This window comes from Bartonella krasnovii (assembly GCF_003606345.3).
Lineage (GTDB): Bacteria > Pseudomonadota > Alphaproteobacteria > Rhizobiales > Rhizobiaceae > Bartonella > Bartonella krasnovii.
The window spans coordinates 168,465-193,846 of record NZ_CP031844.2 but is presented as its reverse complement, the minus strand read 5'-3'; the positions used below and the strand labels follow the sequence as shown (position 1 = coordinate 193,846).

The window sequence follows — 25,382 nt, the reverse complement described above, 5'->3', positions numbered from 1 at the left end:
GAGAAATCATACTCCCTGCAAGCTTAACACTCGCTAGTCCAACCGGCAAGCTGTTCATTCATGACAATAAATTGATTTATAATGATAATTTGCTGTTTTGCATGTTGAATGATAGCTTCGAACATCGTAAGATTCTTTTATTTCAAATCTGTTTATCTTAAAATCAATAAAAAAATTTTCTTTCACATCAAAAGCAGGGCTGTAGTGGTAGGAAAAGACTATATAAAAAAGACTAAAAAATGTCTCTTATGAACCGTCTTAAGCAAGGTCTGGCGACATTGGGAGCTAGCAAATATAACGATGGTGCCGGCTTGTAAAATCATACAAAGGTTGTGCAAAAACACGACCATAGTCCAAGCCAATATAAGGGCGACGTTCTCCAAAAGTCTTTTTAAGAACCCCATTGTTGCGCCACGGAATGGTACGCAGCCTCAAGTCATTACGGATAAAAAACTGTTATTGCTAAAAATAAAACTCTCACGCGTGCCACGAACATTGGAAGCACCCCCAAAAGATATCTGCTCTGCCGCCAATAAATTATTGCGGTGAATATTGCCCACTGAAAAAATTGTTTAAGACAAAATTCCACCCACTCACCTGAAAGGGCATCATGACACTGATCGTACCAGTAAATTTGGCAAATTGAGGCTCTGTATCCCCGCTCCTGGAGCAGTTTTTTTAATCGAATGAAAAAGCGAAAGTCCTTGCAAATAACTAATATCAAAAATCCAGGTTTTTCCTAACATCTGACGAGAATGTGATATCCTCAAATTGGCAACACTATATTGGCGGCTCCCCTCTTCAATTTTATTCCCAAGAAGGTAATTGTTGGTTATTTTGTAGGAAAGAGCTAAATTCAAAGTCGTCAAAGAAACACTATCGCGGTGGAGAACCCTACTTGTACTGGCATGTAACTCACTGGAACCCCCTGTCGTCTCAATATCTGTAAAATTGCCATGGATAATGCTTTGGTAATTATAAACAGTGCCATTCAAACCGAAGGTCCAATAACCGTATGAGATACTTACACTTGCTGAAATGTTATTGCTATGGCCTTCTTGCTTACTCCCACTCCAATAATCTGTTTGACTCCGTTGATAACCAAAATCCCATGCATCATTGAGACTTAAAATATTTTCTAGCTTTAAACCCGCATAATACCGGGCGTAACCCGTGGAAGATTGTCCTAAATTATCATGGAAAACAGTAACCTTAAAAGCTTTATCCGATTGATTGTTAATATTGACAATGGTGCTCCCCTCTTCACCACCCGAAAGAAGCTCACTTTGAGCGTGCGCTAAAAAAGCCTGTTGATTTGATCAAGCCCCTGTTCAATATCGCGCATATTGAGAATATGGCCTTTAAGCCCCGGAAAAGCACTCCACACAACATTATTGTAAGCAGAAGCCGGAAAACTATTGTAATAAATATCCGAAAGCTTTCCCTCAACAACAACAAGCTTGAGCGTCTTACTGTTTTTGATATCTTGATCTGGAATATAAAAACGCGCTGTAACATAGCCTTTATCCAAATAAACCTTGGTCAATTGCTTGATTAAAATCTGGATATTAGCAAGACTTATACATCTTCCAATATAAGGATCTGTGACTGCTGCTATGGAGCTCTTCTTTATATGCCTGCCCCCATCAACAATAATACTATGAATGGTAATGCAGTATCTACCCCCCCAAAAAAGGACTATGGTTTCCTTTAGAAGGCGTTGTAATGCTTTTAGGCGTTAAGGTACGTGAATAAGAATATTTCTAATCTTATAAAAAGCAAAAATTAAAAAAATACACAAGCCATTTATAGAAAATTATAGCTATAAAAATTGATAGAAAAAACTGACTAGAATAGAGGACATTTTTAAGCTATCGATTTGAAAAAAATATTTAAGAAATGCATAAGTTAATTGACAATAAAACAGCATAGTAACGGACTATATGTCATGTTTTCTAACACCCAGTATTCCTTATAGAGTGTTAATGGAAAATTTAAATCACGACAATGATTTCACTATGAAAACTATATCAAAAAAAACACTAGAATGCCCTCTAACATGGTAAATAAAACTGTACTTGTTAATAAACAAGAGTCTGTAAAAATACAAATTTACGAATAAAACCCTTACTTTTTATGGCATTACTTTACACCACTTTTGTGCCTTAAGTGATTTTGGTTATATCAAGGCTGATGATCTAGGTGGTTATATTGAAAAGAAGAAAACTATCTTATAATGATAATTACTGAGGGTATGATTATGCTCGTGTTTATGATAATGTAAAAAATATATCTTTATTCTAAAATCTGTGATCAAGTTTACGGAAATCCTGAAGTTTACGTAAAGTTAAGATTTCTAGATATACCGAGATTTGTGGATTAACCTATATTTGCGAAAATACGAGAATCCCTGAAGACATCTCTCCTCTTTCTAAAAACAAAAATAATTTTTCAAGAACAAAAGTGTGATTTACACCATAGGGAAATTGCACATGAAATAAAAAACAATAATGATAAATTTATAATTGCTACTATAGTAAAGAATATGTTTTTTTCTTATGACGAACTTTGAAAAACTATGATGAAAACTTATATTGGTAATAAAAGTGTCGAAAATATCTCTCTTGAAGAGGTTTGCTATTTTTCTTTTTATTGCCAATGCCTACGACTTTAATCCTCTAACTAAAAAATCTACAAGCTCTCTCCCCAAAGCGGTGGCATGATCCCTTTCTTTTCTATCGACAGATGGGGTAAGAACATTAAATCTAAACTTGAATTTGATTGCATAGCCTCTCTAAATTGGCCACAAGAAAGAGAGAACTCAGTCTGATGTACAATAGGCAATATTTCATACCAAGCAATTAATAAGAAATGTATTATAGTTGATATTGAGCGTTGTAAAAAAACACCAGCAATGGTTAGAAACTTTCTGAAAGAGCTTAATGGATTTTTTAATTGGGTAATTATTTATGAGCACTGTATTATAAGTTTAAACGAAGAAACCTTGTCGTGAAAAAATAATATAATCATAAAAAATGGAGAATGATCCAAAATAAAATCACTGCATAGTTTCACTTCGTATAAGAAATTGCAGGTTATAAACATAGATAAAACTTTGAATACACAGCGTGATTATTATCTATCGTTTATGAGAAATTTTTAAGAAAAGAAGAGTATCTTTTACATCCGTAAATAAATATAGGATGTGTGATAATATAGCACAGAAAAAGTAGAGGCTCTATCTTTGACAGAGCCTCTGAAAGATTTATTTCATAATTATAACTTTGTTTTTATGAAATTAGAATTTGTAAGCAACACCAACACGGAAATCATTGGTTCTGTAAGCTACTTTATCCCCATCCTTTTTAAATGCTTTTTTACCGTAGTCTGAGTAACGGTATTCAGCACGCAACAGAACATTGTCTGTCATTGCGAAATCAACACCACCACCAATGGTGAAACCAACAAACGTTTTTGAGTGATCAGATAGCTTAGCAGAAGCGACTTCAGTACCACCAGCTGTTTCTGCCTTAAGGAAATCGACCCACTGCAGCTGTGTATAAGCAATACCACCAGCAACATAAGGCATAATACGATCAACCGCTGCAAAACCAACGCGAACGCGTGTAGCACCAGACCATTTTTCTTTTAAAGAGAACCCCTCTACACGTTTGTCATCCGTCTTGATATCATCGATTTTTTTCCCTGAAGCATACGTAGCTTTAGCTGCTGTAAGCTCATCTTTAAAATCAGCAAGACCATCTGTCCCAATGACTGTTGAAGAGCTTTTTGATTCTTCGCGGTCTGCCCAGACTGCATCGGTTTCAACACCTAGAATAATACCATTTCCAAGATCTACGTTAGAGCCTACATAGATACCACCCATAAAACCGGAAGGCTTAGCTGTCCAATCTTTATCTGAAATTTTCTTTTTTGATTCTGAATCATATATATCAACTTTACTTGAAAAGTTTCCAACTTGACCACCGATATAAAAACCTGTCCAAGAATAGGCAGGGGCTGCTGTAATCACTGCTGGGGCTGTTTCACGAGGGATGATAACATCAGCAGCTTGTGCTGCAGAAGCTGTAGCTATAGCGATAACAGAAGTTGTTACTAAAGATTTTATATTCATAAACTTTGCTCCTAATTTATTATGAGCACAGTGCTACAAGATAACACGGAGAAAAGCTGTAGTAAAAATGACACAGTCACAGGAAATGGAGAGTTTGCCGAGGATATAATCACTTCATAATTTCGTTTTATACGGGAAACTATAAACTGTGAATATAAATAAATTATTGATTTTAAATGTAATTTTTGTTTATTGTTTATAAAATTTTTTAAATAAAACCCTAATAATCCTTTTTCATATCTACGATAAAATATGGGATGTGTGATAATATAGCAACATTAAAATGATAGAGGCTCTCTCCTTGACAGAGCCTCTTTGTTATTTAACTGATCATCTGTTAGAATTTGTAAGCAACACCAACACGGAAATCATTGGTTTTGTAAGAAGTCTCATATTTATCATTTGAGAATTTCTTTTTACCAAAATCGGAGTAACGATATTCCGCACGGACAATAATATTATTGGTCATAGCTAAATCAACACCAGCCCCAAGGGTGTAACCAACAAGGGTCTTTGTCTCATCGGACAGAGCACCAGAAGCTATGACTTTCTCTGAATCTTTGTCTGAATCTTTGCCTGTTATGGAAATCGATATATTATCTTGAAGCTGTGTATAAGCAATACCACCAGCAACATAAGGCATAATACGTTCAGCAGCAAAACCAATACGTACCCGCGTTGCACCAGCCCACTTTTCTTTAAAAGTGAAACTGTGTGTTCGTTTAGCACCATTTTTGAGTGCCTTTTCATCAATATTAATTGAAGCGTCTTTTAATATCTTCTTAATATAACTGAACTGATCTGGAGTAATGACAAATGTTTCTCCTGTCTTTTTGTCATCTTTATTAGACCACATGATATCTGTATCGACACCTAAAATAAGGCCATTGCCGAGATCGATATTGGAACCTCCGTAAAGACCACCCATAAAACCAGATAATTTAGGTAAATAATCATTATTTACTGGAATCCTTTGTCCTTTAGCAAGAATATCCATCTTCGTTTTACCCGAAAAACCACCAATCTGCCCACCAACGTAAAAACCTGTCCAAGAAAAAGTTGGAGCAACAATAACGGGAGCAACCGGTGTTGGATTTGGGGGAACAATAACATCTGCTGCTTGCGCCGCTGAAACTGAAACAAAAGCGAAAGCAGAAGCTGTTATTAACCATTTCATATTCATATTTTTTCTCCATAGCTGAATATTTATTTGAACACGTCATGTCATATAGAGCCCAAACTTCAGATATCTGTAGTAAAAATGATACACTTATAAAAAAAACAAAAATCCAATCAAAGTGCTCTTAATTGCTTGATCTGTAGCCAATGAAAATGAAACGATACCCATGCACAAATGCGTTCCTCTCGCCACATTTTTCTTCTTTACGCATTTAAAAAAAACTATGGCATCACCGTAGAAAGCATGTGCTATTGTCTATGGAAAAGATACTCTCATCTTAAATCATTTTATTTAAAGTAACCAAAACCACCCACTTCCACATTACAAACGAGCAGGTGTGTGCGTGTAAAACCGTAAAAAAGTTTAAAATGACTTCTTATGAGAGCTCTTAATATCAAGGACAGTGAGAAAACTATTACGATCTTGAGAACAAGTCAAATGCAACTGTGCCATTTAAATTCATACAAATATTTATACAAACAATGTGTTTAGCTCATTATTTGGAAGACAAAATACGCATAGCTCTTTGAGAGTTTTTTATTATAAAGGATGTATCCGCACATAAACAAAGTTTTAAATACTTCATGGATTACAACAAAATCATATTCAATTTACCCGCTCTTTGTTTTTACTTTAAGCATTTATTGTTTTTGAAAGATTGACCTTTTTTATCTCAACCCTATAGAAATTCTTTTTTCAAAGCTTCAACCTTCTTTGTCGGCACTCAATTTCATCCTCTTTATAAACTAAATTGAAAAAACAATTTATAAACATTGAAACTTATATGAAAACCTCCCTCAAGCTGAAAAAATGAGAGTCTTTTTCTTAAAGTTTTCAAACAAAACCTTGCTTTACAAATCATGAATTTGGCAGAAAAGCTCTCTGATATTTTAAATCACAGACAAACAAAAAATATTTTGTCTATAATTGAAACCTGCCAGCAAACAACCAAAATTCTTGCTAAACGGGCTTGTCTTAGTTTTCCCACTCATGTGATTTACTTAACTCAAGGGCGTATGGACCAAATCCTATTGTTGATCCAACTCGTATCCTAAAAACACTTAAATAAAGGGGATTTATATGCCTTTATATAACCAAACTTCAAATGAGAGAATTTGTGACATACATAATAGAATAATCCAAAATCTCCACGTTATATAATTCAATGAAATTTATAACGGGCAGGCGCCATTCTACAGTGGATTCTTTCACCAAAACCTCCCTACCCTTATCTTTCCCAAACAGCACCATTCATTCCCCGCAGATAATCATAATACCCTTCGCAAATAAATAACTCCCCCTGTTTTAAAGCGATAAACAATATCTCCTTTATTCAATTCCCAGACATAAACTTTCTGGTGTTGCTTTCTTACTTTTTAATAACTCATTGGACTTCGTTCAAATAAGTTTGGCCGGCTTTTTTTTTCTGGTCTTTTTTTAGGTTTTGGAAACTTTTTTTTACCAGAATGTGACACAGGTACTAACTTCGCTGCTGTCATGCATTGACTGTTATTTATGCAAGAAAGTTCCATTTGAACAACTTCAGATAAGATCTTGCTCAACTGTTCCCTAAAAAAAAGATCTTTAGGAAGAACAACAGCAGATATGCCCTCTATAAACTTGTGAGAAGACGAAAGGCCTGACCCTTGAGCAAAAGAGATTGAAGAAAGAGTAGCAAAAGCTGTAATAAAATATTTTATGTTCATAAATTTAACCTCGTAGAAATATCCATAATGGATTTTACCTAGCGTCTTCATTGCCAATTTCCAGAAAAAATAGCATGTTTATAGATAAAAAGTGAGAATTCTGAAAAAAACACAGCTTTGGAGCATTTTAATTTTAAAATAAATGCAAATTACCCTGCCTAATCAACATAGAAAACACTTGTTTGGCAATGAATAAAAGCACGAAGTATCGTCTGTGGGACAATAAAGGTCACAGGTATCATATCAACCTATTGATTTATAGGTATAATTTATTATTCCCCCTATTGAATGAGTGCTCTCAGTATCACAAGCTTATCCCATTTCAAATTTGTTCATGGTACAATTAAGTTAAATTATCCGCCTCCATATCATAAATGAAGTTGATATATGGATAAAAGTCTTGAAAAAGGTACTTTTTCTTATGAATCCCTTTAAACGCAAGTGATTATAATATTTTGACTTGAACAAAAGCATGCTTTTGCTAACTTGTTTCTAGATATCATTCTTTGTATTGCTCAGTATAATCGTGATCATTTTTTATATCTTAAGTCTACAACATTTTGATTTATAATGATAATATGGCGTTATCTATATTGAATTATCCCCCCAAATAGCATAAAATTCTCTTATGTTGAATTAACCAAAACCATTTATTATTTGTGCATATTACAAGTGGGCACGCTTAAGTAGAGTGAAACTGTACAATTTAAAACGCCTCTTATGAAGAGTACCAAGGTTTGTCACAAAATTGGGTGTTGACAAAATATGTGATGGTAGTGGCTTTTAACTCCATAAGCATAAAAATAGTGGTGCTCAATAGATTTTATATCATATTGGAAGCTTTATCGTTATATCACATTCATGAACGCTGCCGTGTCATGGGTGTGGATGCCTTAAGAAAGCTTTCTTAAAAAAAACACATGAATGAGCACCCCAAATATATTTCGTTTAGGAGAGTATTTTGCTTGAGGGGCGTGACTCCGCTAAAGAATGTGAAAAATAAAAGCAGAGGCAATACGTAATCTGCATTCCTTAATAGATATTGCTGTAGATACTTTTGAAAGGCGTAAAATAGAATTAGTGATGATAAGAATGAGAATTGTTTTTACATTGATTGCTTCATATTCTCTCCCTATTAGGCTGTATACCAATTTTAGAGATTTAAGCCTTTCAACCCACCATATATTCCTAGCCTCTCTTTAAAAGAGCTTTTATTGCCTCAACTTCAAATCAAAGAGCACTTATGTTATCAAAGATGAGAGAAAAAAGGACAAAACGCCCACAATATCAGCATTTTGTCCTCTTGCATCTTCACTTCTATTAAAAGCCAATTTTTAAAGTTAGCTATGGGCAAAAATATCAACTTCCGCCCATCCTAAAAGGTCAAGCTTAGCTCTCATAGGCAAAAATTGAAAGCATGCCTTGGCAACATTTTCTCGCTCTTCGCGTCTTAAACGTTCTTCAAATATAACCTTTAAACGATGCAAATATAACACATCCGATGCAGCATATTCAATTTGTGCCTGTGATAACGTTTCTGCCGCCCAATCCGAAGATTGTTGCTGTTTAGAGATATTCACATTCAGCAATTCATTACAAATTTCTTTCAATCCATGACGATCCGTATAGGTACGTGTGAGCTTTGAAGCGATTTTTGTACAAAAAACAGCCTCTGGCATAACACCAAATGTATGCGCTAAAATAGCAAGATCAAAACGCCCAAAATGGAATATTTTTGTGACGGCGTTATCTTTAAGAAGCTTGACCAAATTAGGAGCACTTTTTTGTCCTTTAGCAATTTGTATAATATCAGCAGTCCCATCTCCAGAAGAAATCTGAACAACACACAAACGATCACGATGTGGTTGTAATCCTAAAGTCTCAGTATCAATCGCAATAGCATCAGTTTTATAATTGTCTAGGTTTGGCAAATCACCTTGATGGACGCGAATCTCAGCCATTCACCCTCCTCTTTGCTAAAGCGGTAAGAATGCGCGCCCAAGACCTCTGCCCCTTATGAAACGATTTTAGATTATACTTTTCATTAGGCGAATGAATACGGTCATCAGCCAATCCAAAACCAACCAAAAGAGTTTCCATACCAAGAATTGACCGAAAATCGGCAACAATTGGAATCGACCCCCCCATGGCTGTCAAGACAGCAGGAACTTCCCACTCTTGTGATAAAGCATCCTTCGCCTCCTTGATAAAAGATGAATCTTCAGACAACTGAAGTGCTGGAGAAGAACCATAATTCTTAAATTCAACCGTACAATCAGCAGGAATTGAGCTCCGTACGTAATCACGCAGCGCCTGGCGTATTTTCTCTGGATCTTGCTTATGGACTAAACGACATGATACTTTTGCACTCGCTTGAGAGGCAATAACCGTTTTCATCCCTTCCCCTTCATAGCCCCCACTAATACCATTAAATTCCATGGTAGGACGTGCCCACACAAGCTCTAAAATGTTTCGTCCTTTTTCACCTGCTGGAACGGAAAGACCGATAGGACCAAGCAAATTTTCAGCAGTACAATTAAGTGCATTCCATGATTGTAAAATATGTGGAGGTGTTTCTTCTACACCTTCATAAAAACCAGGAAGTGTCACCTTATTATTTTCATCGTGAAGTCCTGCCAAAATTTTTGCTAAAATACGAATGGGATTGGCTGCTACACCCCCAAAATAACCAGAATGCAAATCACAATTCGCTGCTGTAATAATAATCTCTTCCGCCATAATTCCCCGAAGAGAAAGAGCAATAGAGGGTGTATTCGCGTCCCACATGGATGTATCACAAACCAATGCATAATCTGCCTTAAGTTCATCTTTATTTGCTTTTAAAAAAGGAATAAGAGAAGGAGAAGCGCACTCTTCCTCACCTTCACATAAAATAGTCACTTTAACAGGAAGCTGTCCTGTTTCTTTCTTATAGGCACGACACGCTTCAATAAATGTCATCAACTGACCTTTATCATCAGAAGCGCCGCGAGCACAAATAACTTTTTCTCCATCTCTCTCTTTTAAAGAAGGTGTAAATGGATCATCCTCCCATAAACTCAACGGATCAACAGGTTGAACATCATAATGTCCATAAAACAATACATGTAAACAATCCTCTGAAGGTCCTGGATGATGCCCAACAACCATTGGATGCCCTGGTGTATCACGCCGTGATGCCTCAAAACCAATGCTTTTTAAATCCTCTACTAACCAATCAGCGGCTTGACGACATGCGTCCTTATAAGCCGAGTCTGTAGAGATCGATTGAAAGCGTAAAAAAGAAAAAAGGCGTTCAAGGCTCTTTTCTATATTTCCATCAAGATGTGTTAGTACTTTATTCAGCATAAAAAAACCTCTCAAGCCTCATATATTTATATAATTGTAAGAACCCAACTTTAAGCCTCTTGTAGGATTTTGCAAGATATCTTATTCATTTTTGACACTGTGAGCAGTAAAAACTTGAACGCCCAGCCTGTAAAATACGTAGTATAGGCGTTCCACATTCCAAACATTCCTTACCTTCTCGTCCATAAACTGAAAAAGTATGTTGAAAATACCCAAGGGAACCATCTATATGCACATAATCACGCAAAGAAGAGCCACCAGATAAAATAGCTTCAGAAATCACATTTCGTATATTCTGTGCTAAAGAATCGGAAAACTCACGTGCATATACCGTTTTTGATGCTAATGTAAATGCATCACGCTGTGGAGACAAACGACTCCGCCAAAGTGCCTCGCAAACATAAATATTTCCAAGCCCCGCAACGATAGACTGATCCAGTAAAACCCCCTTGAGAGACATTTTTTTATTTACAAAAGCCTTTTGTAAATAGCGACCAGAAAACGCATCACTCATAGGTTCAAGCCCTAGCTTATTTAAAAGCGGATGTTTATAAAGCTTGTCCGTATCAACTAAAAGCATAAACCCAAAGCGACGCACATCATTATAAATAAGATGGTAAACTTCACCATTCCTTGTCTGAATATCCATAATAAAATGATCATGCTTAACCAATTTATTGGTCGTTGAAAAAGTTTTTCTTAAAAGATCATTCTCTACACGCCATGACCCCGACATTCCTAAATGGCTTAAAATCGTTTCATCCTGAGAAAGGTGAAATAATAAATATTTCGCCCGCCGACCAAGTTCTAAAATTTTTCTACCAATAAGCCGTTCAGAAAAGTCCTCAGGGAAAGGAAAGCGCAAATCTCTACGATTAAGTTTGACAGATACTATCTTTGCATCAGTAACAACAGACTTAAGTCCACGACGAACTGTCTCTACTTCAGGAAGCTCTGGCATCACTCCTCTTTAATAATTATGCACTTTCCAGTCGTATCACTGAGCAATTGATCCCTTCCCCATCCTCAAAGAATAAAAACTTATCCCATCTGTCCTGTAAATAACCGTGATTCTTGTTGAATGAACTTTATTTGGCTTCATACTCATGTAACTCATTTAACGAAAGCTTTTACACGATCAAGCCCTATCTTGAATATTCATCTACGTACCCTAGAAACACTTGCCCTGTCAAGGAGACCTATCAACCTCAAATGACGTGTTTTACTTTTACAGCATAACAGAATTAAGCCCATTCGCCCTTACGAAAGATAGGAACTCTTACACCATCCTGCGTAATACCATCTATGTCAATTTCACCAGAACCAATCATCCAGTCAATATGAATAACACTTTTATTACCACCACGCGCTGTAATCTCTTCTGATGTTAATGATGCTCCATCTAAAAAGCATTTGGAATAACACTGTCCTAAAGCAATGTGACAGGCTGCATTTTCATCAAATAAGGTATTATAAAAAAGGAGCTCACTCTTAGAAATTGGTGAAGAATGAGGCACAAGGGCAACTTCACCCAATCGGCTTGCCCCCTCATCACTTTGTAAAACCTGCTGTAAAACTTCCTGACCTGTTGATGCTCTGGCCTCAACAATGCGCCCTGCTTCAAAACGCACTTCAATATTATCAATCAATGTTCCTTGATAGGAAAGAGGCTTTGTTGAGCGAACAAAGCCTTCAACCCTATAAGCATGAGGAGTCGTAAAAACTTCCTCTGTCGGAATATTAGGATTACAAACAACACCATTTTTTGCAACGGATGCACCCCCATGCCATTCATGATCATCTGCCAAACCAACTGTTAAATCAGTCCCTGGTCCTGTAAAGTGCAAAGCAGAAAAACGCTGTTCATTAAGCCAAGATGACCGTTTCTTCAAATTTGCGTTATGAACAGTCCACGCCTGCACCGGATCTTCTCCTGTAACACGTGAAGCAAAAAAAATTGCATCAGCTAATTTTTTAATCGCCTCATTAAGCGGTAAAGAAGGAAACATTGCCTCAGCCCATCCTGCTGTTGGATAAGCAACAATCGACCAATTGATAGCAAAATTCGATATTTTCTTGAGTGCCGGCTGATAAGCCATTGAAGTGGCTTTATTTAATCGCGCAATCTTATCAAAATCTTGATTGGAAAGGAGTAACGGATTATCACCAACAATCGCTAAACGTGCGGCCCCATTTTCAAAAGCCTTCGCCATTCCCTCATAGAGCCAAGAAGGGGCACTATCAAAACTAGCCGTATGGGCATTTTCAAAACGTGTAAGCGATAACATATCATCACTAAAAATTGGTGTAATGACACCAACACCAACCTTATAAGCATGATATGCAATACGCCGAACAAGAGGTAATGCTGAAACTGGAGCAGTCAAAACAAGATCCTGCCCCTCTTGTAAATTTAACCCTACTTTTACCGTAACTTCTGCAAGACGATTAAGCATTTCAGGCGAAATTGTCTCATGAATATCAAAATACATTACCTATACCCTTCTTTAAATAAAATGTATTCTTACGCCACCATATTCTAAATTATTTTTCTAGATCCTTATCAATTCTTTCTCTACGTCTATTTATGCGTATTACTCTTACTAAAGAGTTTACTTAATTCATAAACCGCAATGGGGTGTAAGACTCTTCTTCGGTCGCGCAAAAACTTACCAGTTTCTGTGTCGTTTTTCTAACATTGCAACAATTGCATTTAACTGATCTGATGAAGGCAACGTCATAATTGTTTTATTTTCCTCTTTCCTCGCTAGAGGTCGAGGCGCATAGGCTGGAATGGGAACTTTATCAAGCTGGATCATAGCAAAAGACATAGGTTGTCCCGTCTTAGACTGTGCTACTGCTGTTGAAGGAGAGGTACTTTTCTCTGCCTTTACTCCCTTACTTTCTAAGCCTTCATCGATAAAGCTTGGTGCATAACCAGAACGTTCCTGAGCAAAGGCGTAAGCAACATCATAAGGACGATTATCCGTAGGAACTTGAAGTGATCCATCGCGGGATCGCTTTTCATAAAAAGCATTCCCCCCTGCAACATGAACATAGTGCATGTTTTTATAAGGAAAAGATAAACCAGCGGTATGAAAAAACTTAGCGTGTTTAACTTTCTTATCTCGTTCACCCCGTAAAACTGCATCAGCAGCTTCTCTTACACGAGAAACAGATGCTTTCTCCGTCATAGGACGCGTTAAAACACCAGGCGCAAATTGCTTATATTGACCAACAACACCACAAATTGTCTTGGGATAAGCGGTTGAATTAACACGATTCATAACAACCGTCCCAACGGCAATCATTCCTTCACGACTTGAGCGATTTGATTCAAAATACATCGCGCGCATAAGGCATTGGCGCTCTGTCAATGGGTACGTAACTGTTTTTGTCTTCTTATTATTTACTTTTCCAGAATCTAAATGATTTGCAGCACACCCCACAACAACCAGGGGTGCTACGCAACAGGTAACAAAGACATTCCAACGATTTTTTTTCATTTTAGGCAACACATTCCTGTAATCTCTGAGCTATTCAAATTTTAAAATGAGCTTTAGGTGTATCTCTCAATAAAGTATACAGCTAACTGTTACCACTCAGTAAAATTTTAATACAAGTGGTAATCAAAAACTATCTATGCAAAATAAAAAATAAAATACTCTTAATTTATAGATCAATATTGTCACTCCTCGTAGCACAATATAGGCCTAGAGAACCCACATGTTTCAATCGCAATAAAATAATATGACTGCTCATTCTAAACACGAAAAAGATTTGGATATCAAAACTCTTTGCATCAATATTGAAAAAATAACACAGATCCCCCCTTTAATATAATTTTTAACAAAATGATCAAAAAAAACCACTATAATCCAGATGATGGTATCATCCAGTATACAAAAATGTCAAATCAATACTTAACAATTTGCCATGTTAGCCTAAAAAACTCTTTGGTGCTTCTATGTGTTTCTTCATCATATGGTATTATGTCCTTTTTAAAGCTTCTGTATTGTAAAAAAAAATGCTCACTGTATCTACAAGCGAATTTTAAAAATCTCAGAAAAATTTAATCTCTTTTCTTCTCACCTACACCAACTTTATACGTAAGGTCATCGCGAGGACGATCAGAAGACATATGATAACCCGTTATGATATAATGCAACATTTCAGCAATATTGGTAACATGATCACCAATTCGTTCAATATTCTTTAAACAAAACAGTAAGTGCGTACAAACCGTAATATTGCGCATATCTTCCATCATGTATGTCAAAAGTTCACGAAAAAGAGAAGTATACAAAGCATCAATCTTCTCATCACGCTCACGCACAGCGTCAACACGCTCTAATCGACGACTCGTATAAGCATCTAAAACTTCTTTTAATTGATTGAGAGCTAAAGCTGTAATTGTTTCAAGCCCATGATAAAAGGAGGCGGACTGACGTATTTCTGAAAGGGCAACTGTCCTTTTAGCAATGTTTTTAGCCATATCCCCAATCCGCTCAAGATCAGAAGAAATACGAATGGCTCCAATAATTTCACGCAAATCTACAGCCATTGGTTGACGCTTGCAAATAATAGCAACCGCTTTTTCATCAATATCACGTTCTGCTTCATCTAAAAACAAATCATCAGCAATCACTGCTGTTGCAAGTTGAAGATCACTACAGACAACCGATGCAACAGAACGTTCAATCATTCTTTCCGCATGGTGCCCCATTTCTGTAATTCTTGCTTTTAGATATTTTAGCTCTGCATCATAAGAACGAACGGTATGGTTCATAGACATATCTTACACTCCTCAATTCACCTATCCAAAACGCCCCGTAATATAATCTTGCGTCCGTTGTTCTTTTGGTGAAGTGAAGATTATTTCAGTTGCACCAACTTCAACCAAATGCCCTAAATGAAACATGGCCGTATATTGAGAAACACGTGCTGCCTGTTGCATGGAATGTGTTACGATAACAATTGTATAATTTTGCCGCAACGCATCGATAAGCTCTTCAATCCGAGCCGTTGCAATGGGATCAAGAGCTGAACAGGGTTCATCCATCAAAATAACTTCAGGACTAACCGCAATGGCACGCGCAATACACAGACGCTGTTGTTGTCCTCCCGATAAACTTGTTCCAAGATCATGAAGACGGTCTTTTACTTCTTCAAATAAACCAGCCTGCCTCAAACTCTTTTCAACCACATCATGCAATTCAGAACGCGTTTTTACCAAACCATGAATGCGCGGACCATAGGCAACATTTTCAAATATAGATTTTGGAAAAGGACTAGGCTTTTGAAAAACCATTCCAACACGGGCCCGTAATTCTACAACATCAATTCTCTGGTCATAAATATTCTCTCCATCTAAAGTGATAAGACCCGTTATTTTAGCCCCTTCAATCGTATCATTCATCCGGTTAAAACAACGCAAAAAAGTCGATTTTCCACATCCTGAGGGACCAATCAAAGCTGTGACTTGATGTTCAGGAATATCAAGGGTAATACCATGAAGTGCTTCTTTATCCCCATAAGAAACCTTTACATCCTGACCACGCATTTTAATCTTCATAACAAAAACTCACCTTACAAAAATCTTATCAAAGTTGTTATTTTATTTAAATTACTGGCGGCGTTCAAACCGTCGACGTAAAAAAACTGCAGAAATATTCATGATCGCAAGAAAAATCATTAAGACAATAATAGCCCCCGATGTCTTTTCAACAAAAGCGCGCTCTGCTTCACCCGCCCACATAAAAATTTGAACCGGTAAAGCTGTTGCCGGATCCATGGGCGTTGTAGGAATATTCACAACAAAAGCAACCATTCCAATCAAAAGCAAAGGTGCTGTTTCACCCAAAGCCTGAGCGACTCCAATAATCGTACCAGTCAAAATACCAGGCGCTGCTAAAGGAACAACATGATGAAAAATCATTTGTGTTTTTGATGCCCCTAACCCTAAAGCTGCTGCACGAATAGAGAGAGGAACAGCCCGCAAAGCAGAACGTGTTGCAATAATGATTGTGGGAAGAGTCATGAGCGCTAAAACAAGACCACCAACAAAAGAGGCTGAACGTGGTAATCCTAAAAAATTAACAAAAACCGCAAGTCCTAAAAGACCAAAAACAATCGAAGGAACAGCAGCAAGGTTATTGATATTAACCTCAATAAAGTCTGTAAATTTATTTTTGCGTGCATATTCTTCTAAATAAAGAGCCGTTGCTATGCCTATCGGTAGTGACACCAATAAAACGACGCCTATCATATAAAGAGATCCAATGATCGCAACGCCTAATCCCGCAGTCTCAGGACGACTTGAAGCGCCAAATGTAAAAAAACCAATATTAAATGTCTTATAAAGCGTACCATCATGCGCTAAACGCTTTATCCATTCTACTTGTCGATTAGAAACTTTACGGTTTTTTTCTGCTACATGCAGATCAATCTGCCCTTTATAAGCAGAATCAATATCCGCGGCTGCCAAAACTTTGATTTTTTGTATTGTGCCGATCAGTTTTGGATTTTTTGTCACCATTTCACGCAGTTGAACACGTACACCATTTGAAAACATACGGTTAATGTCCCGCAGAGAAGCATGATCATTTTGATTAACACCGAGTTTTTTTGCTAAAGCATTGCGTACAAGAAGCGGATAATTCGCGGTTATGAGGACTTGTGGTTTTGTTTGACGTTGACCACTTGGATCAATAATCTTTTCATCCAAATAAATCGATAATGTCATTTCACTTTGAAAAAAAGCTGTATAGCCTTGACTCATAATCGACCATAAAAGCGCAAATAAAAAAAACAGACCAATAAAAATAGAAATCAAACCATAGGCACGAAAACGACGTTCAGCCCTATACCGACGCTTAAGACTAATATTGCGACGAGGGAAAAAATCTTCATTCATTCATATTGTTCCCGATATCTACGCACAATATAAAGAGCTAGAATATTCATCAAGAGCGTCATCACAAAGAGTGTCATTCCCAAAGCAAAAGCCACCAAAGTTTGTGGAGAATTAAACTCAAAATCACCGGTCAATTGATTAACAATTTTAACTGTCATGGTGGTCATTGCTTCGAAAGGATTGAGTGTTAAGTTTGCTGCAACACCTGCCGCCAAAACCACAATCATTGTTTCACCAATTGCACGCGATGCTGTCAACAAAATGGCCCCCATAATCCCTGGAAGTGCTGCAGGTATAACGACTTTTTTAATTGTTTCAGATTGCGTTGCACCTAAACCATAAGAACCTTCACGTAATATGCGTGGAACAGCCGTAATAACATCATCCGACAAAGAAGAAACAAAAGGAATCAACATAATTCCCATCACAACACCAGCAGTCAAAACACTTTGTGCCATAATAAAACCGCCCCCACCTGAAAGAGAAACAGACAAGTCACGTAAAAATGGTCCGACAACCTTCAAAGCAAAAAAACCATAAACAATGGTTGGGATGCCAGCAAGAACTTCCAATAATGGTTTTATAATTGCTCGCAATCGCGCAGAAGCATACTCTGCCATATAAAGAGCTGAAAATAATCCTATAGGTACAGCAAAGAACATAGCAACAAATGCAATATAAAGTGTACCAGCAAGGAGCGGTATTAAACCAAATTGTCCAACTTCATCGCTTGAACCGCTTGCGGAAAAACGCGGATCCCAAACCGTTCCTAAAAAGAAATTTGAAAAGGATACAGACTGAAAAAAGCTTATTGTCTGAAAGAGCAGAGAAAGTGCAATGGCTATTGTCGTCAAAACTGCCACGATAGAAGCACACGCCAATCCAATAATAATTAAAGATTCAACCTTATTGCGCGCACGTTGATGAGGTGCAATTTGTATTATTCCATAGATAAAACCAAAGGAGGCAATAGCAAAAAGGAAACCATGACCAATAAATTGAAGCTTTTGAGAAGAAAAAATCCATGACCGCGCTATTTTGAATACATCATCCGATGCTTCATGAGGCAACATTAATCCTTTTGCAAGTAATTGTGCCTGCACTTCCTTATAGGAAGCGGTGGAGAGATCCCCTTCAAAGCAATGAATTATTTTGACGAGATTTTGAAGTATCTCCCAAAGCAGCTCATGATTGACAGGTTCTGTTATATGCGCACTATACACCCCAAGTTCTCGAGAGGCATTATATTCTAAATAAATTATACTCCCAGCATCCCACAAAATTAAAAAAATAAAAGCTGGAATAACAGTGATCAAAAAAGTCCACCAGCCATAATAATACGCACGAGAATGCATTTTATGTTGTTTGTATTCGAGAGTACGTGCTCGCATATAAGAAACACAAAAGCCACAAAATCCAAAAAGAAATAACAAAAAAACAATGAAGGAAATGCGCATTTTATCTTTCAGTTTTTATAAAAAATAGCACCGAAAACTCTTACTCTGAAACGACAATAAAAATTATTTCAACATCATGATTCGACCAGCAGAAAAATTAGAACGCTGTGCTTGGCGCTCTTTTTCAGGAGCAACAATCAAACCATATTCAGCCAAAGGACTATCTGGACCAATCATTTGTTCAGAAAGGAAAAAGTCAACGTACTCTCGCAAACCTGGAATAATATCTAAATGTGCTTTCTTAATATAGAAAAAAAGTGGACGAGAAACTGGATATTGTCCACTAGAAATTGTCTCAACTGTTGGCGCAAAACCATTAATATCGGCAACCTTTAACCTATCAGCATTATTTTGATAAAAAGACAAACCAAAAATGCCAACCCCTGTTTTATTTGAAGTTAGACGCGCCAATGTTTCAGAATAATCACCATCAATATCAACCGCTTTTCCATCCTTACGGACCGCAATACAAGCAGCATGTATCTTCTTATCATCCATCCCTAAAGACTTCATCACCTCAACTGCCCCACTCTCTTTACAGCCCACAGCAAGTAATTTTTCCTCAAAAACTTCACGCGTTCCATGCTTTTCTCCAGGAATATAGGCTGTTATCGTCCAATCAGGAAGAGCACTATTGACAGCACTCCATTTCAAAACATTATTGGGCTGCAACTTCCCATCTATAATAACGCGAGCTGCAAGGGCTTTATAAACATCTACTGGCCGTAATTTCCAATCAGGACCTTTTATATCTGTTGCAAAAACAATGCCATCATATCCAATGCGTATTTCCTCAATATCTTTCACACCAGCCTCAAAACAAGACTGCAATTCACTCGATTTCATTGCTCGTGAAGCATTCACAATATCAACGGTATTCTCCCCAATACCACGGCAAAATTCCTTAATACCCGCTCCTGTTCCACCCGATTCGATAACAGGAACCTTAAAATGAGGATAAATTTCCCCAAATGTCTCAGCGACAATCTTTTGATAAGGTAAAACTGTAGATGAGCCAGTAACTTGTATTTGATCTCGTGCATTGCCTACATTTGCTGATAGCAGTAATGAAAAAATCAATCCCACTCCAATTGATAAAACTCTGCTCATCTATAAACTCCCTAAAAATTGAGGATAAAAACCTCTTAATGTATACCATACAGTCATTCTAGTTCACATTTGCAACATAACAAAATAAAAAAACAACATGGATCATTTTTTTAACAAAACCATGATTGAATCCTGTATAAATTAATTTGAACGTTTGAACTCAACAATATCCCAAAACAGATGTGCAATATCTGTATCACAGAAGCGTTTAATTTCACGAATTCCTGTAGGAGATGTTACATTGATTTCTGTTATATAATCTCCAATCACATCAATTCCCACAAACAGAAGACCACGTTCCTTTAAGGCTGGACCAATGCGTTCACAAATTTCATAATCACGTTTTGTTAACGCAACATTTTCCGCACGACCTCCAACATGCATATTAGAACGCACATCTGTTTTTGTCGGAATTCGATTAATGGCTCCAACAGGCGTACCATCAAGCAAAATAATCCGTTTATCTCCTTTTCGTACTGCCTCTAAATAACGCTGAACAATAAAAGGCTCACGATAAATATCAGCAAACATTTCCAACAACGATGCTAAATTGCGATCATCTTGTTTTAAATAAAAAACACCAGCGCCCCCATTTCCATAAAGGGGTTTCACAATAATATCGCCAAATGTTTCTCTAAAAGCAGTTATTTCTTCAATATCTTTGGTAATTAACGTTTCAGGCATCAAATCAGAAAATTCTGTCACAAAAATTTTCTCCGGACTGTTGCGTACCCATGCTGGATCATTCACAACAAGTGTTTCTGGATGAATACGTTCTAATAAATGTGTTGTGGTGATATAATTGAGATCAAAAGGCGGGTCTTGGCGCAAAAGAACTACATCCATATCTCTTAATTCAGTACGAACCGGCTTTCCTAATTGATAGTGCTTTTCCTCTTCATCATAGACAGTCAATGACTCTAAGCGTGCAATCACACAACCATCGCACAGAGATAAACGATCTGGAGTATAATGGAAGAGAGTGTGTCCACGTTCTTGTGCTGCTAAAGCGAGAGCAAATGTCGTATCTCCTTGAATCCGAACCGTTGAAATATGATCCATCTGAATGGCAATTTTCATAAATAAATCCTCCCTATCCTAAAAGCAGACTGGTCTATGCACCATAAACTTAGTAAACAATAAAATAACAATGACAAGAGAAAATTCATGACACAAGAAATAGATACAAAATTCAATAATGAAGAAATCAAACGCTATGCACGTCACATCATTTTGCCTGAGATTGGTGGTGCGGGACAACAAAAGCTCAAACAAGCGCGTGTTCTTGTTGTGGGTGCTGGTGGCCTTGGAGCACCTGTCTTAACTTATTTGGCTGCGGCAGGTGTTGGAACCCTTGGAATTGTCGATAATGACACCGTTTCACTTTCCAATTTACAACGCCAAATTATTCATAAGACAAATGCAATCAACCAAAGCAAAACAGACAGTGCTGAAAGCACTATAAAAGCCATAAACCCCCATGTTATGGTTGAAAAACACGCCCTACGCTTAGATAAAAGTAATGTGGATAAACTGCTCAATGACTACCATATCATTGTTGATGGAAGTGATAACTTTACCACACGCTATCTTCTTGCTGATCACGCAGCCCAATGCAAAAAGCCTTTAATAAGCGGCGCTGTAGAACGTTTTAATGGTTCATTAACCGTCCTTATGCCGTATAAAGACAATAATCCTCACTATCGCGATTTGTTTCCTACCCCTCCTGCTCCCGATACTATCCCAACATGTGCTGAAGTTGGAATCATCGGTGTTTTACCCGGCGTTATTGGAACCCTACAAGCCATGGAAGCGATTAAAATGATCACAAACATCGGAGATCCACTCGTAGGAAAGATTCTTCTCTATAACGGATTATTAGCACAATTTAATATTATTACCTATAAACGAACAAATTCCAGAGAAAATACATCGTATTAAGAAGCTTGGAGAATCATAATTTTATCCCTACTGGCTTTCAAGACTCTTGCGATATGTATTGAAACTGGAATCCTGATGTTTTACCGCAAATCATCAAAACACTGTAAACAATTAAACTTATTACAAATATTAAAGATCTTTTGTGAAAAAAATCTCCTCTATAATGATTATCAACGTCATTTCATGTCCTCTTTTATAAACGGTTAGATACTCGTGCAAACGCGTGCTGCCATCAATGTTTTTCTGTAAAGAATTTTTGAGATAGTTAAAAATATAATCTACAGAAATCTATTCAACCATTTTGCCCTTCATGCATAAAATCGCTTCACATGAAAGTGCTTTCTTCAAACCATAATCCATAAATAAATAATCTAAGTCATATTTTAGTTATCAATACTCTTGATGAGATCAATAATCTGTACCTACACCTCTAACCTCAAGAGAAATGTCTATTTATCAAGCATCATAAAATGCGGCTTAGGATTATTGCACGTATAAGAACAATCAAATAGTCTCTGTCTATAAGAAAAACACATGGAGATTAATCCATATAGAAAAATTAAGTTAAACCTCTTGGAGAGCTTTAACCACATAATTGTTATATTTAAAAGCAGAAAGCTATCGCTCATGAATGAATAATCCTTCAGCGATAATTTCACAGATAAGTATATGTGAAAAAAGTGACTTAAATGGATCTTGAAAACCAATCTGTAGATAGTCAGTGTAAAGAGTGAACGTTCTTAAAAGATCTCTTTAAAACAAGCGGAGAAATATGCAACGTTAAGCGTATGCTGTTTTACATGAAAGGCGTTTTTCCCTATCAAAACATCAAGTAAGAGCTCTTGCAATAAAACCTTGAAACTAAAATCATAAACAAACAAACTAATCATCCTTCTTTCTAAAATGAGCCTCTATAATATAAGTTAATTTGGCTCACTTTCTTTATCATTATCCGTTGGTATGGTAACAGGATGATCGGACAAACTGCGTAAATAAAGTAAAAGATCAGCACGGTCTTGGTCATTTTTAATTCCACGAAAAGACATAATAGTTCCAGGGAATGCTTTATGTGGAGAATGTAGATAACGATCTAACGTTACAAAGTCCCATTTTTGATCAGAATGTGCGCGCAATGCCCGTGAATATGCAAAACCTGCCGCTGCGGCCAAAGGACGATTAACAATCTCCCAAAGAACTGGCCCCACACGCCCTGCCTGGTTGCGTCCAGAAGTATGGCATATGGCACATTGACGAAAAATTTTACGCCCATTTTCAAAATTTCCTTGTTGAAGGCGGCTATTGAGTGATATGGCAATGTCAGATTCTTTTTGTTTTTCTTTAAATGTATCATTCTTGGTAACGGTGTGATGATATTGGGCTGATGGAGAATAATCGTAAACTATATCACTAAGCGTAGAAATTCCTACAACAACAACCCCCACGCATAAACACGCACAAATAAAATAGATAACTTTCGAGCGATTCATAAAAACTCAAATGTTCATGATTTCATTACCATTTTTAGTATAAGCTTTTTCTTTATAACACACAACATCATAAATGTATCACAGACGACATTTGGAATCTTACAATGGCTCTTGAACCGATTATTCTTATTCCTGCCCGTATAGGCTCAACGCGCCTTCCCCAAAAAGCTCTCGCTGAAATCGGTGGAAAGCCGATGATTGTTTATGTCGCAGAACAAGCCAAAAAAGCAGCAATAGGGCGTACGATCGTTGCTACAGATCACAATGATATTGCCAAAGTTGTTGCAGAGTATGGGCATGAATATCTCATAACACGAAGTGATCATAAGTCTGGATCTGATCGTATTTATGAAGCTTTAATGCATATTGATCCTGAACAACGCTACAATGCTATTTTAAATATACAAGGGGACCTCCCAACGATCATGCCACATGAAATCATCAGTGCACTACGCCCTTTAGAAAATAGCTTTACTGATATCGCAACCTTGGGGGCTCAAATCATTGAGGAAGATGAAAAAAGAGATCCCAATGTTGTCAAAATCATTGGAACGCCTCTTTCTCAAAATCGCCTTCGTGCTCTTTATTTTACGCGCGCCACAGCTCCCTATGGAGATGGTCCTCTTTATCATCATATTGGAATATACGCTTATCGGCGCGAAGCACTTGAGAAATTTGTATCATTCAAACCCTCTACGCTTGAAATGCGTGAAAAACTTGAACAATTACGGGCTTTAGAGCATAATATGCGTATCGATGTGGAAATAGTCGATACGATTCCTTTAAGCGTAGACACACAATCTGATCTCGATAGAGTACGTAAGATTTTAGCATGAGAACACTCAAAAAAACCAATAAAATCTCCTTCCAAGGAGAATACGGTGCTAATTCCCATATTGCTTGCTCTAATATGTTCCCCAATATGGATGCTGTACCCTCTGCTACTTTTGAAGATGCCCTTAATTTGGTAGAAAGTGGGAAAGCTGATCTTGCTATGATCCCTATCGAAAATACTCTTGCTGGACGGGTTGCGGACATTCACCATCTTTTACCCCAATCATCACTTTATATCATTGATGAGTATTTTTTGCCTATCCATTTTCAACTCATGGTTTTGCCTGGCGTTACCCATGACGAAATTAAAACCGTCCACAGTCATACGCATGCCCTTGCACAATGCCGAAAAATCATCCGAAACAACGGTTGGAAACCTGTTGTTTCTGCTGACACCGCTGGCGCTGCAAAATTTATCAAAAAAAGTGCTCAACGTTCACAAGCAGCCTTAGCCCCTCTGATCGCAGCAGAACTCTACGGGCTTGATATTCTTGAAAGAGATGTTGAAGATAACCCTCATAATATTACGCGTTTTGTCATCCTTTCACGATCCAAACGACATGTCCCAAAACCTAAAAATGGTGAAAAAATCATCACCAGTCTTCTTTTTCGAGTGCGCAATGTTCCTGCTGCTCTCTATAAGGCTATGGGAGGATTTGCAACAAATGGTATTAATATGACAAAATTAGAAAGCTATCAAATTGGTGGAAATTTTAATGCAACACAATTTTTTGTTGACATTGAAGGACATCCTGAAGATCCCATGATGAAACTTGCCTTAGAAGAATTATCCTTCTTTTCTGCTGAATTGCGTATTATCGGTACTTATCCAGCACAAAACGATCGAACATCGCATATATAAAAGCAACAAAGCCACCATCATTTTTTATGGATACCGAAAGACATCCTGAAAATCCTATAATGGAATGTGTCTTAGAGAAACTCGTTTTTTACGCTCAACGTGCTTCATCATGAAGCTAAAGCAGAAAAAGAATAATAATATCCGATAACGGAATATATAAATTGCTTCGATAATGGTTTTTAACAAATTATATTATGATAAACAGCAATTCAACGCATACAAAGACCTATGTGAAAAAATACAATAACCAAAAATGAAAGCACCTATACTCCATGTTTCTTTATATAAAAGAAAGACTCTTAAGAAAAGATATCATTTCCTAAAGATAACGAACTTCTAAATGAGCTCATAAAAATAATTTAACTTATCATAAGGATATACTTGAGATAATAGATCATTCAAGTCT

Annotated in this window: 18 protein-coding genes and 1 pseudogene; 3 read left to right on the top strand and 16 right to left on the bottom strand. The window is 37.0% G+C overall.

Features of this window, described 5'->3' with window-relative positions:
* Positions 1-312: 312 nt before the first annotated feature.
* From D1092_RS00725 to gshB, 15 genes and pseudogenes are all read right to left on the bottom strand, one after another.
* Positions 313-1,748 (bottom strand): annotated as a pseudogene (locus D1092_RS00725) (ShlB/FhaC/HecB family hemolysin secretion/activation protein); the annotation flags it as partial.
* A 1,550-nt stretch (positions 1,749-3,298) separates the two neighbouring features.
* Entirely contained in the window at positions 3,299-4,135 is an 837-nt protein-coding gene (locus tag D1092_RS00710; protein ID WP_120121744.1) for an outer membrane protein, read from the bottom strand.
* A gap of 337 nt (positions 4,136-4,472) precedes the next feature.
* The gene (locus D1092_RS00705) at positions 4,473-5,318 is read right to left on the bottom strand and encodes an outer membrane protein (protein ID WP_120121743.1); all 846 of its coding nucleotides are present in this window, start codon (positions 5,316-5,318) and stop codon (positions 4,473-4,475) included.
* A 1,373-nt stretch (positions 5,319-6,691) separates the two neighbouring features.
* Positions 6,692-7,021, bottom strand: a complete 330-nt coding sequence (locus tag D1092_RS00700; RefSeq protein ID WP_241436166.1) for a hypothetical protein — start codon at positions 7,019-7,021, stop codon at positions 6,692-6,694.
* Between the two features lie 1,340 nt (positions 7,022-8,361).
* The gene (locus D1092_RS00695) at positions 8,362-8,982 is read right to left on the bottom strand and encodes a ribonuclease D (RefSeq protein WP_120121741.1); all 621 of its coding nucleotides are present in this window, start codon (positions 8,980-8,982) and stop codon (positions 8,362-8,364) included.
* The gene (locus D1092_RS00690) at positions 8,975-10,369 is read right to left on the bottom strand and encodes a M20/M25/M40 family metallo-hydrolase (RefSeq protein WP_120121740.1); all 1,395 of its coding nucleotides are present in this window, start codon (positions 10,367-10,369) and stop codon (positions 8,975-8,977) included. Before D1092_RS00690 ends, D1092_RS00695 begins: the two co-directional genes overlap by 8 nt.
* Before the next feature lie 85 nt (positions 10,370-10,454).
* On the bottom strand, positions 10,455-11,330 hold the full coding sequence (gene mutM, locus D1092_RS00685; RefSeq protein WP_120121739.1) for a bifunctional DNA-formamidopyrimidine glycosylase/DNA-(apurinic or apyrimidinic site) lyase: 876 nt from the start codon (positions 11,328-11,330) through the stop codon (positions 10,455-10,457).
* Positions 11,331-11,613: 283 nt separating this feature from the next.
* Complete coding sequence (locus D1092_RS00680) at positions 11,614-12,861, bottom strand: aminopeptidase (protein ID WP_120121738.1); 1,248 nt, start codon at positions 12,859-12,861, stop codon at positions 11,614-11,616.
* Between the two features lie 177 nt (positions 12,862-13,038).
* Positions 13,039-13,875, bottom strand: coding sequence for a cell wall hydrolase (locus D1092_RS00675; RefSeq protein WP_120121737.1), 837 nt, complete (start codon positions 13,873-13,875; stop codon positions 13,039-13,041).
* Between the two features lie 566 nt (positions 13,876-14,441).
* Positions 14,442-15,164: a phosphate signaling complex protein PhoU gene (phoU, locus tag D1092_RS00670; RefSeq protein WP_120121736.1), complete on the bottom strand. Its 723-nt coding sequence runs from the start codon at positions 15,162-15,164 to the stop codon at positions 14,442-14,444.
* Positions 15,165-15,185: 21 nt separating this feature from the next.
* Entirely contained in the window at positions 15,186-15,944 is a 759-nt protein-coding gene (gene pstB, locus D1092_RS00665; RefSeq protein ID WP_120121735.1) for a phosphate ABC transporter ATP-binding protein PstB, read from the bottom strand.
* Between the two features lie 51 nt (positions 15,945-15,995).
* Positions 15,996-17,285, bottom strand: a complete 1,290-nt coding sequence (gene pstA / locus D1092_RS00660) for a phosphate ABC transporter permease PstA (protein ID WP_120121734.1) — start codon at positions 17,283-17,285, stop codon at positions 15,996-15,998.
* Positions 17,282-18,742, bottom strand: coding sequence for a phosphate ABC transporter permease subunit PstC (gene pstC / locus D1092_RS00655; RefSeq protein WP_120121733.1), 1,461 nt, complete (start codon positions 18,740-18,742; stop codon positions 17,282-17,284). Before pstC ends, pstA begins: the two co-directional genes overlap by 4 nt.
* A 63-nt stretch (positions 18,743-18,805) precedes the next feature.
* Positions 18,806-19,852: a PstS family phosphate ABC transporter substrate-binding protein gene (locus D1092_RS00650; RefSeq protein WP_120121732.1), complete on the bottom strand. Its 1,047-nt coding sequence runs from the start codon at positions 19,850-19,852 to the stop codon at positions 18,806-18,808.
* A gap of 141 nt (positions 19,853-19,993) precedes the next feature.
* Positions 19,994-20,932, bottom strand: a complete 939-nt coding sequence (gene gshB, locus D1092_RS00645) for a glutathione synthase (protein ID WP_120121731.1) — start codon at positions 20,930-20,932, stop codon at positions 19,994-19,996.
* An 87-nt stretch (positions 20,933-21,019) separates the two neighbouring features.
* On the opposite strand from gshB, the gene D1092_RS00640 reads away from it, so the two are divergent.
* Positions 21,020-21,793 (top strand): molybdopterin-synthase adenylyltransferase MoeB, encoded by a 774-nt coding sequence (locus D1092_RS00640; RefSeq protein WP_120121730.1) that lies wholly within the window; start codon positions 21,020-21,022, stop codon positions 21,791-21,793.
* A 923-nt stretch (positions 21,794-22,716) separates the two neighbouring features.
* Here D1092_RS00640 and D1092_RS00635 read toward each other — a convergent pair.
* Positions 22,717-23,280 (bottom strand): c-type cytochrome, encoded by a 564-nt coding sequence (locus D1092_RS00635; RefSeq protein WP_120121729.1) that lies wholly within the window; start codon positions 23,278-23,280, stop codon positions 22,717-22,719.
* 104 nt (positions 23,281-23,384) lie between these two features.
* Between D1092_RS00635 and D1092_RS00630 the strand changes: the two genes are divergently transcribed.
* Positions 23,385-24,116 carry a 3-deoxy-manno-octulosonate cytidylyltransferase gene (locus D1092_RS00630; RefSeq protein WP_120121728.1) on the top strand — a complete coding sequence of 244 codons (732 nt, stop codon included), beginning with the start codon at positions 23,385-23,387 and terminating at the stop codon, positions 24,114-24,116.
* Positions 24,113-24,976 (top strand): prephenate dehydratase, encoded by an 864-nt coding sequence (locus D1092_RS00625; RefSeq protein WP_120121727.1) that lies wholly within the window; start codon positions 24,113-24,115, stop codon positions 24,974-24,976. The genes D1092_RS00630 and D1092_RS00625 overlap by 4 nt, the downstream gene beginning before the upstream one ends.
* Positions 24,977-25,382: the final 406 nt, after the last annotated feature.

What these genes read in the sequence shown, in the direction of transcription:
- D1092_RS00710 (WP_120121744.1), bottom strand. Translation starts at nt 4,135, where the DNA reads ATGAATATAAAATCTTTAGTAACAACTTCTGTTATCGCTATAGCTACA.
- D1092_RS00705 (WP_120121743.1), bottom strand. Translation starts at nt 5,318, where the DNA reads ATGAATATGAAATGGTTAATAACAGCTTCTGCTTTCGCTTTTGTTTCA.
- D1092_RS00700 (WP_241436166.1), bottom strand. Translation starts at nt 7,021, where the DNA reads ATGAACATAAAATATTTTATTACAGCTTTTGCTACTCTTTCTTCAATC.
- D1092_RS00695 (WP_120121741.1), bottom strand. Translation starts at nt 8,982, where the DNA reads ATGGCTGAGATTCGCGTCCATCAAGGTGATTTGCCAAACCTAGACAAT.
- D1092_RS00690 (WP_120121740.1), bottom strand. Translation starts at nt 10,369, where the DNA reads ATGCTGAATAAAGTACTAACACATCTTGATGGAAATATAGAAAAGAGC.
- mutM (WP_120121739.1), bottom strand. Translation starts at nt 11,330, where the DNA reads ATGCCAGAGCTTCCTGAAGTAGAGACAGTTCGTCGTGGACTTAAGTCT.
- D1092_RS00680 (WP_120121738.1), bottom strand. Translation starts at nt 12,861, where the DNA reads ATGTATTTTGATATTCATGAGACAATTTCGCCTGAAATGCTTAATCGT.
- D1092_RS00675 (WP_120121737.1), bottom strand. Translation starts at nt 13,875, where the DNA reads ATGAAAAAAAATCGTTGGAATGTCTTTGTTACCTGTTGCGTAGCACCC.
- phoU (WP_120121736.1), bottom strand. Translation starts at nt 15,164, where the DNA reads ATGTCTATGAACCATACCGTTCGTTCTTATGATGCAGAGCTAAAATAT.
- pstB (WP_120121735.1), bottom strand. Translation starts at nt 15,944, where the DNA reads ATGAAGATTAAAATGCGTGGTCAGGATGTAAAGGTTTCTTATGGGGAT.
- pstA (WP_120121734.1), bottom strand. Translation starts at nt 17,285, where the DNA reads ATGAATGAAGATTTTTTCCCTCGTCGCAATATTAGTCTTAAGCGTCGG.
- pstC (WP_120121733.1), bottom strand. Translation starts at nt 18,742, where the DNA reads ATGCGCATTTCCTTCATTGTTTTTTTGTTATTTCTTTTTGGATTTTGT.
- D1092_RS00650 (WP_120121732.1), bottom strand. Translation starts at nt 19,852, where the DNA reads ATGAGCAGAGTTTTATCAATTGGAGTGGGATTGATTTTTTCATTACTG.
- gshB (WP_120121731.1), bottom strand. Translation starts at nt 20,932, where the DNA reads ATGAAAATTGCCATTCAGATGGATCATATTTCAACGGTTCGGATTCAA.
- D1092_RS00640 (WP_120121730.1), top strand. Translation starts at nt 21,020, where the DNA reads ATGACACAAGAAATAGATACAAAATTCAATAATGAAGAAATCAAACGC.
- D1092_RS00635 (WP_120121729.1), bottom strand. Translation starts at nt 23,280, where the DNA reads ATGAATCGCTCGAAAGTTATCTATTTTATTTGTGCGTGTTTATGCGTG.
- D1092_RS00630 (WP_120121728.1), top strand. Translation starts at nt 23,385, where the DNA reads ATGGCTCTTGAACCGATTATTCTTATTCCTGCCCGTATAGGCTCAACG.
- D1092_RS00625 (WP_120121727.1), top strand. Translation starts at nt 24,113, where the DNA reads ATGAGAACACTCAAAAAAACCAATAAAATCTCCTTCCAAGGAGAATAC.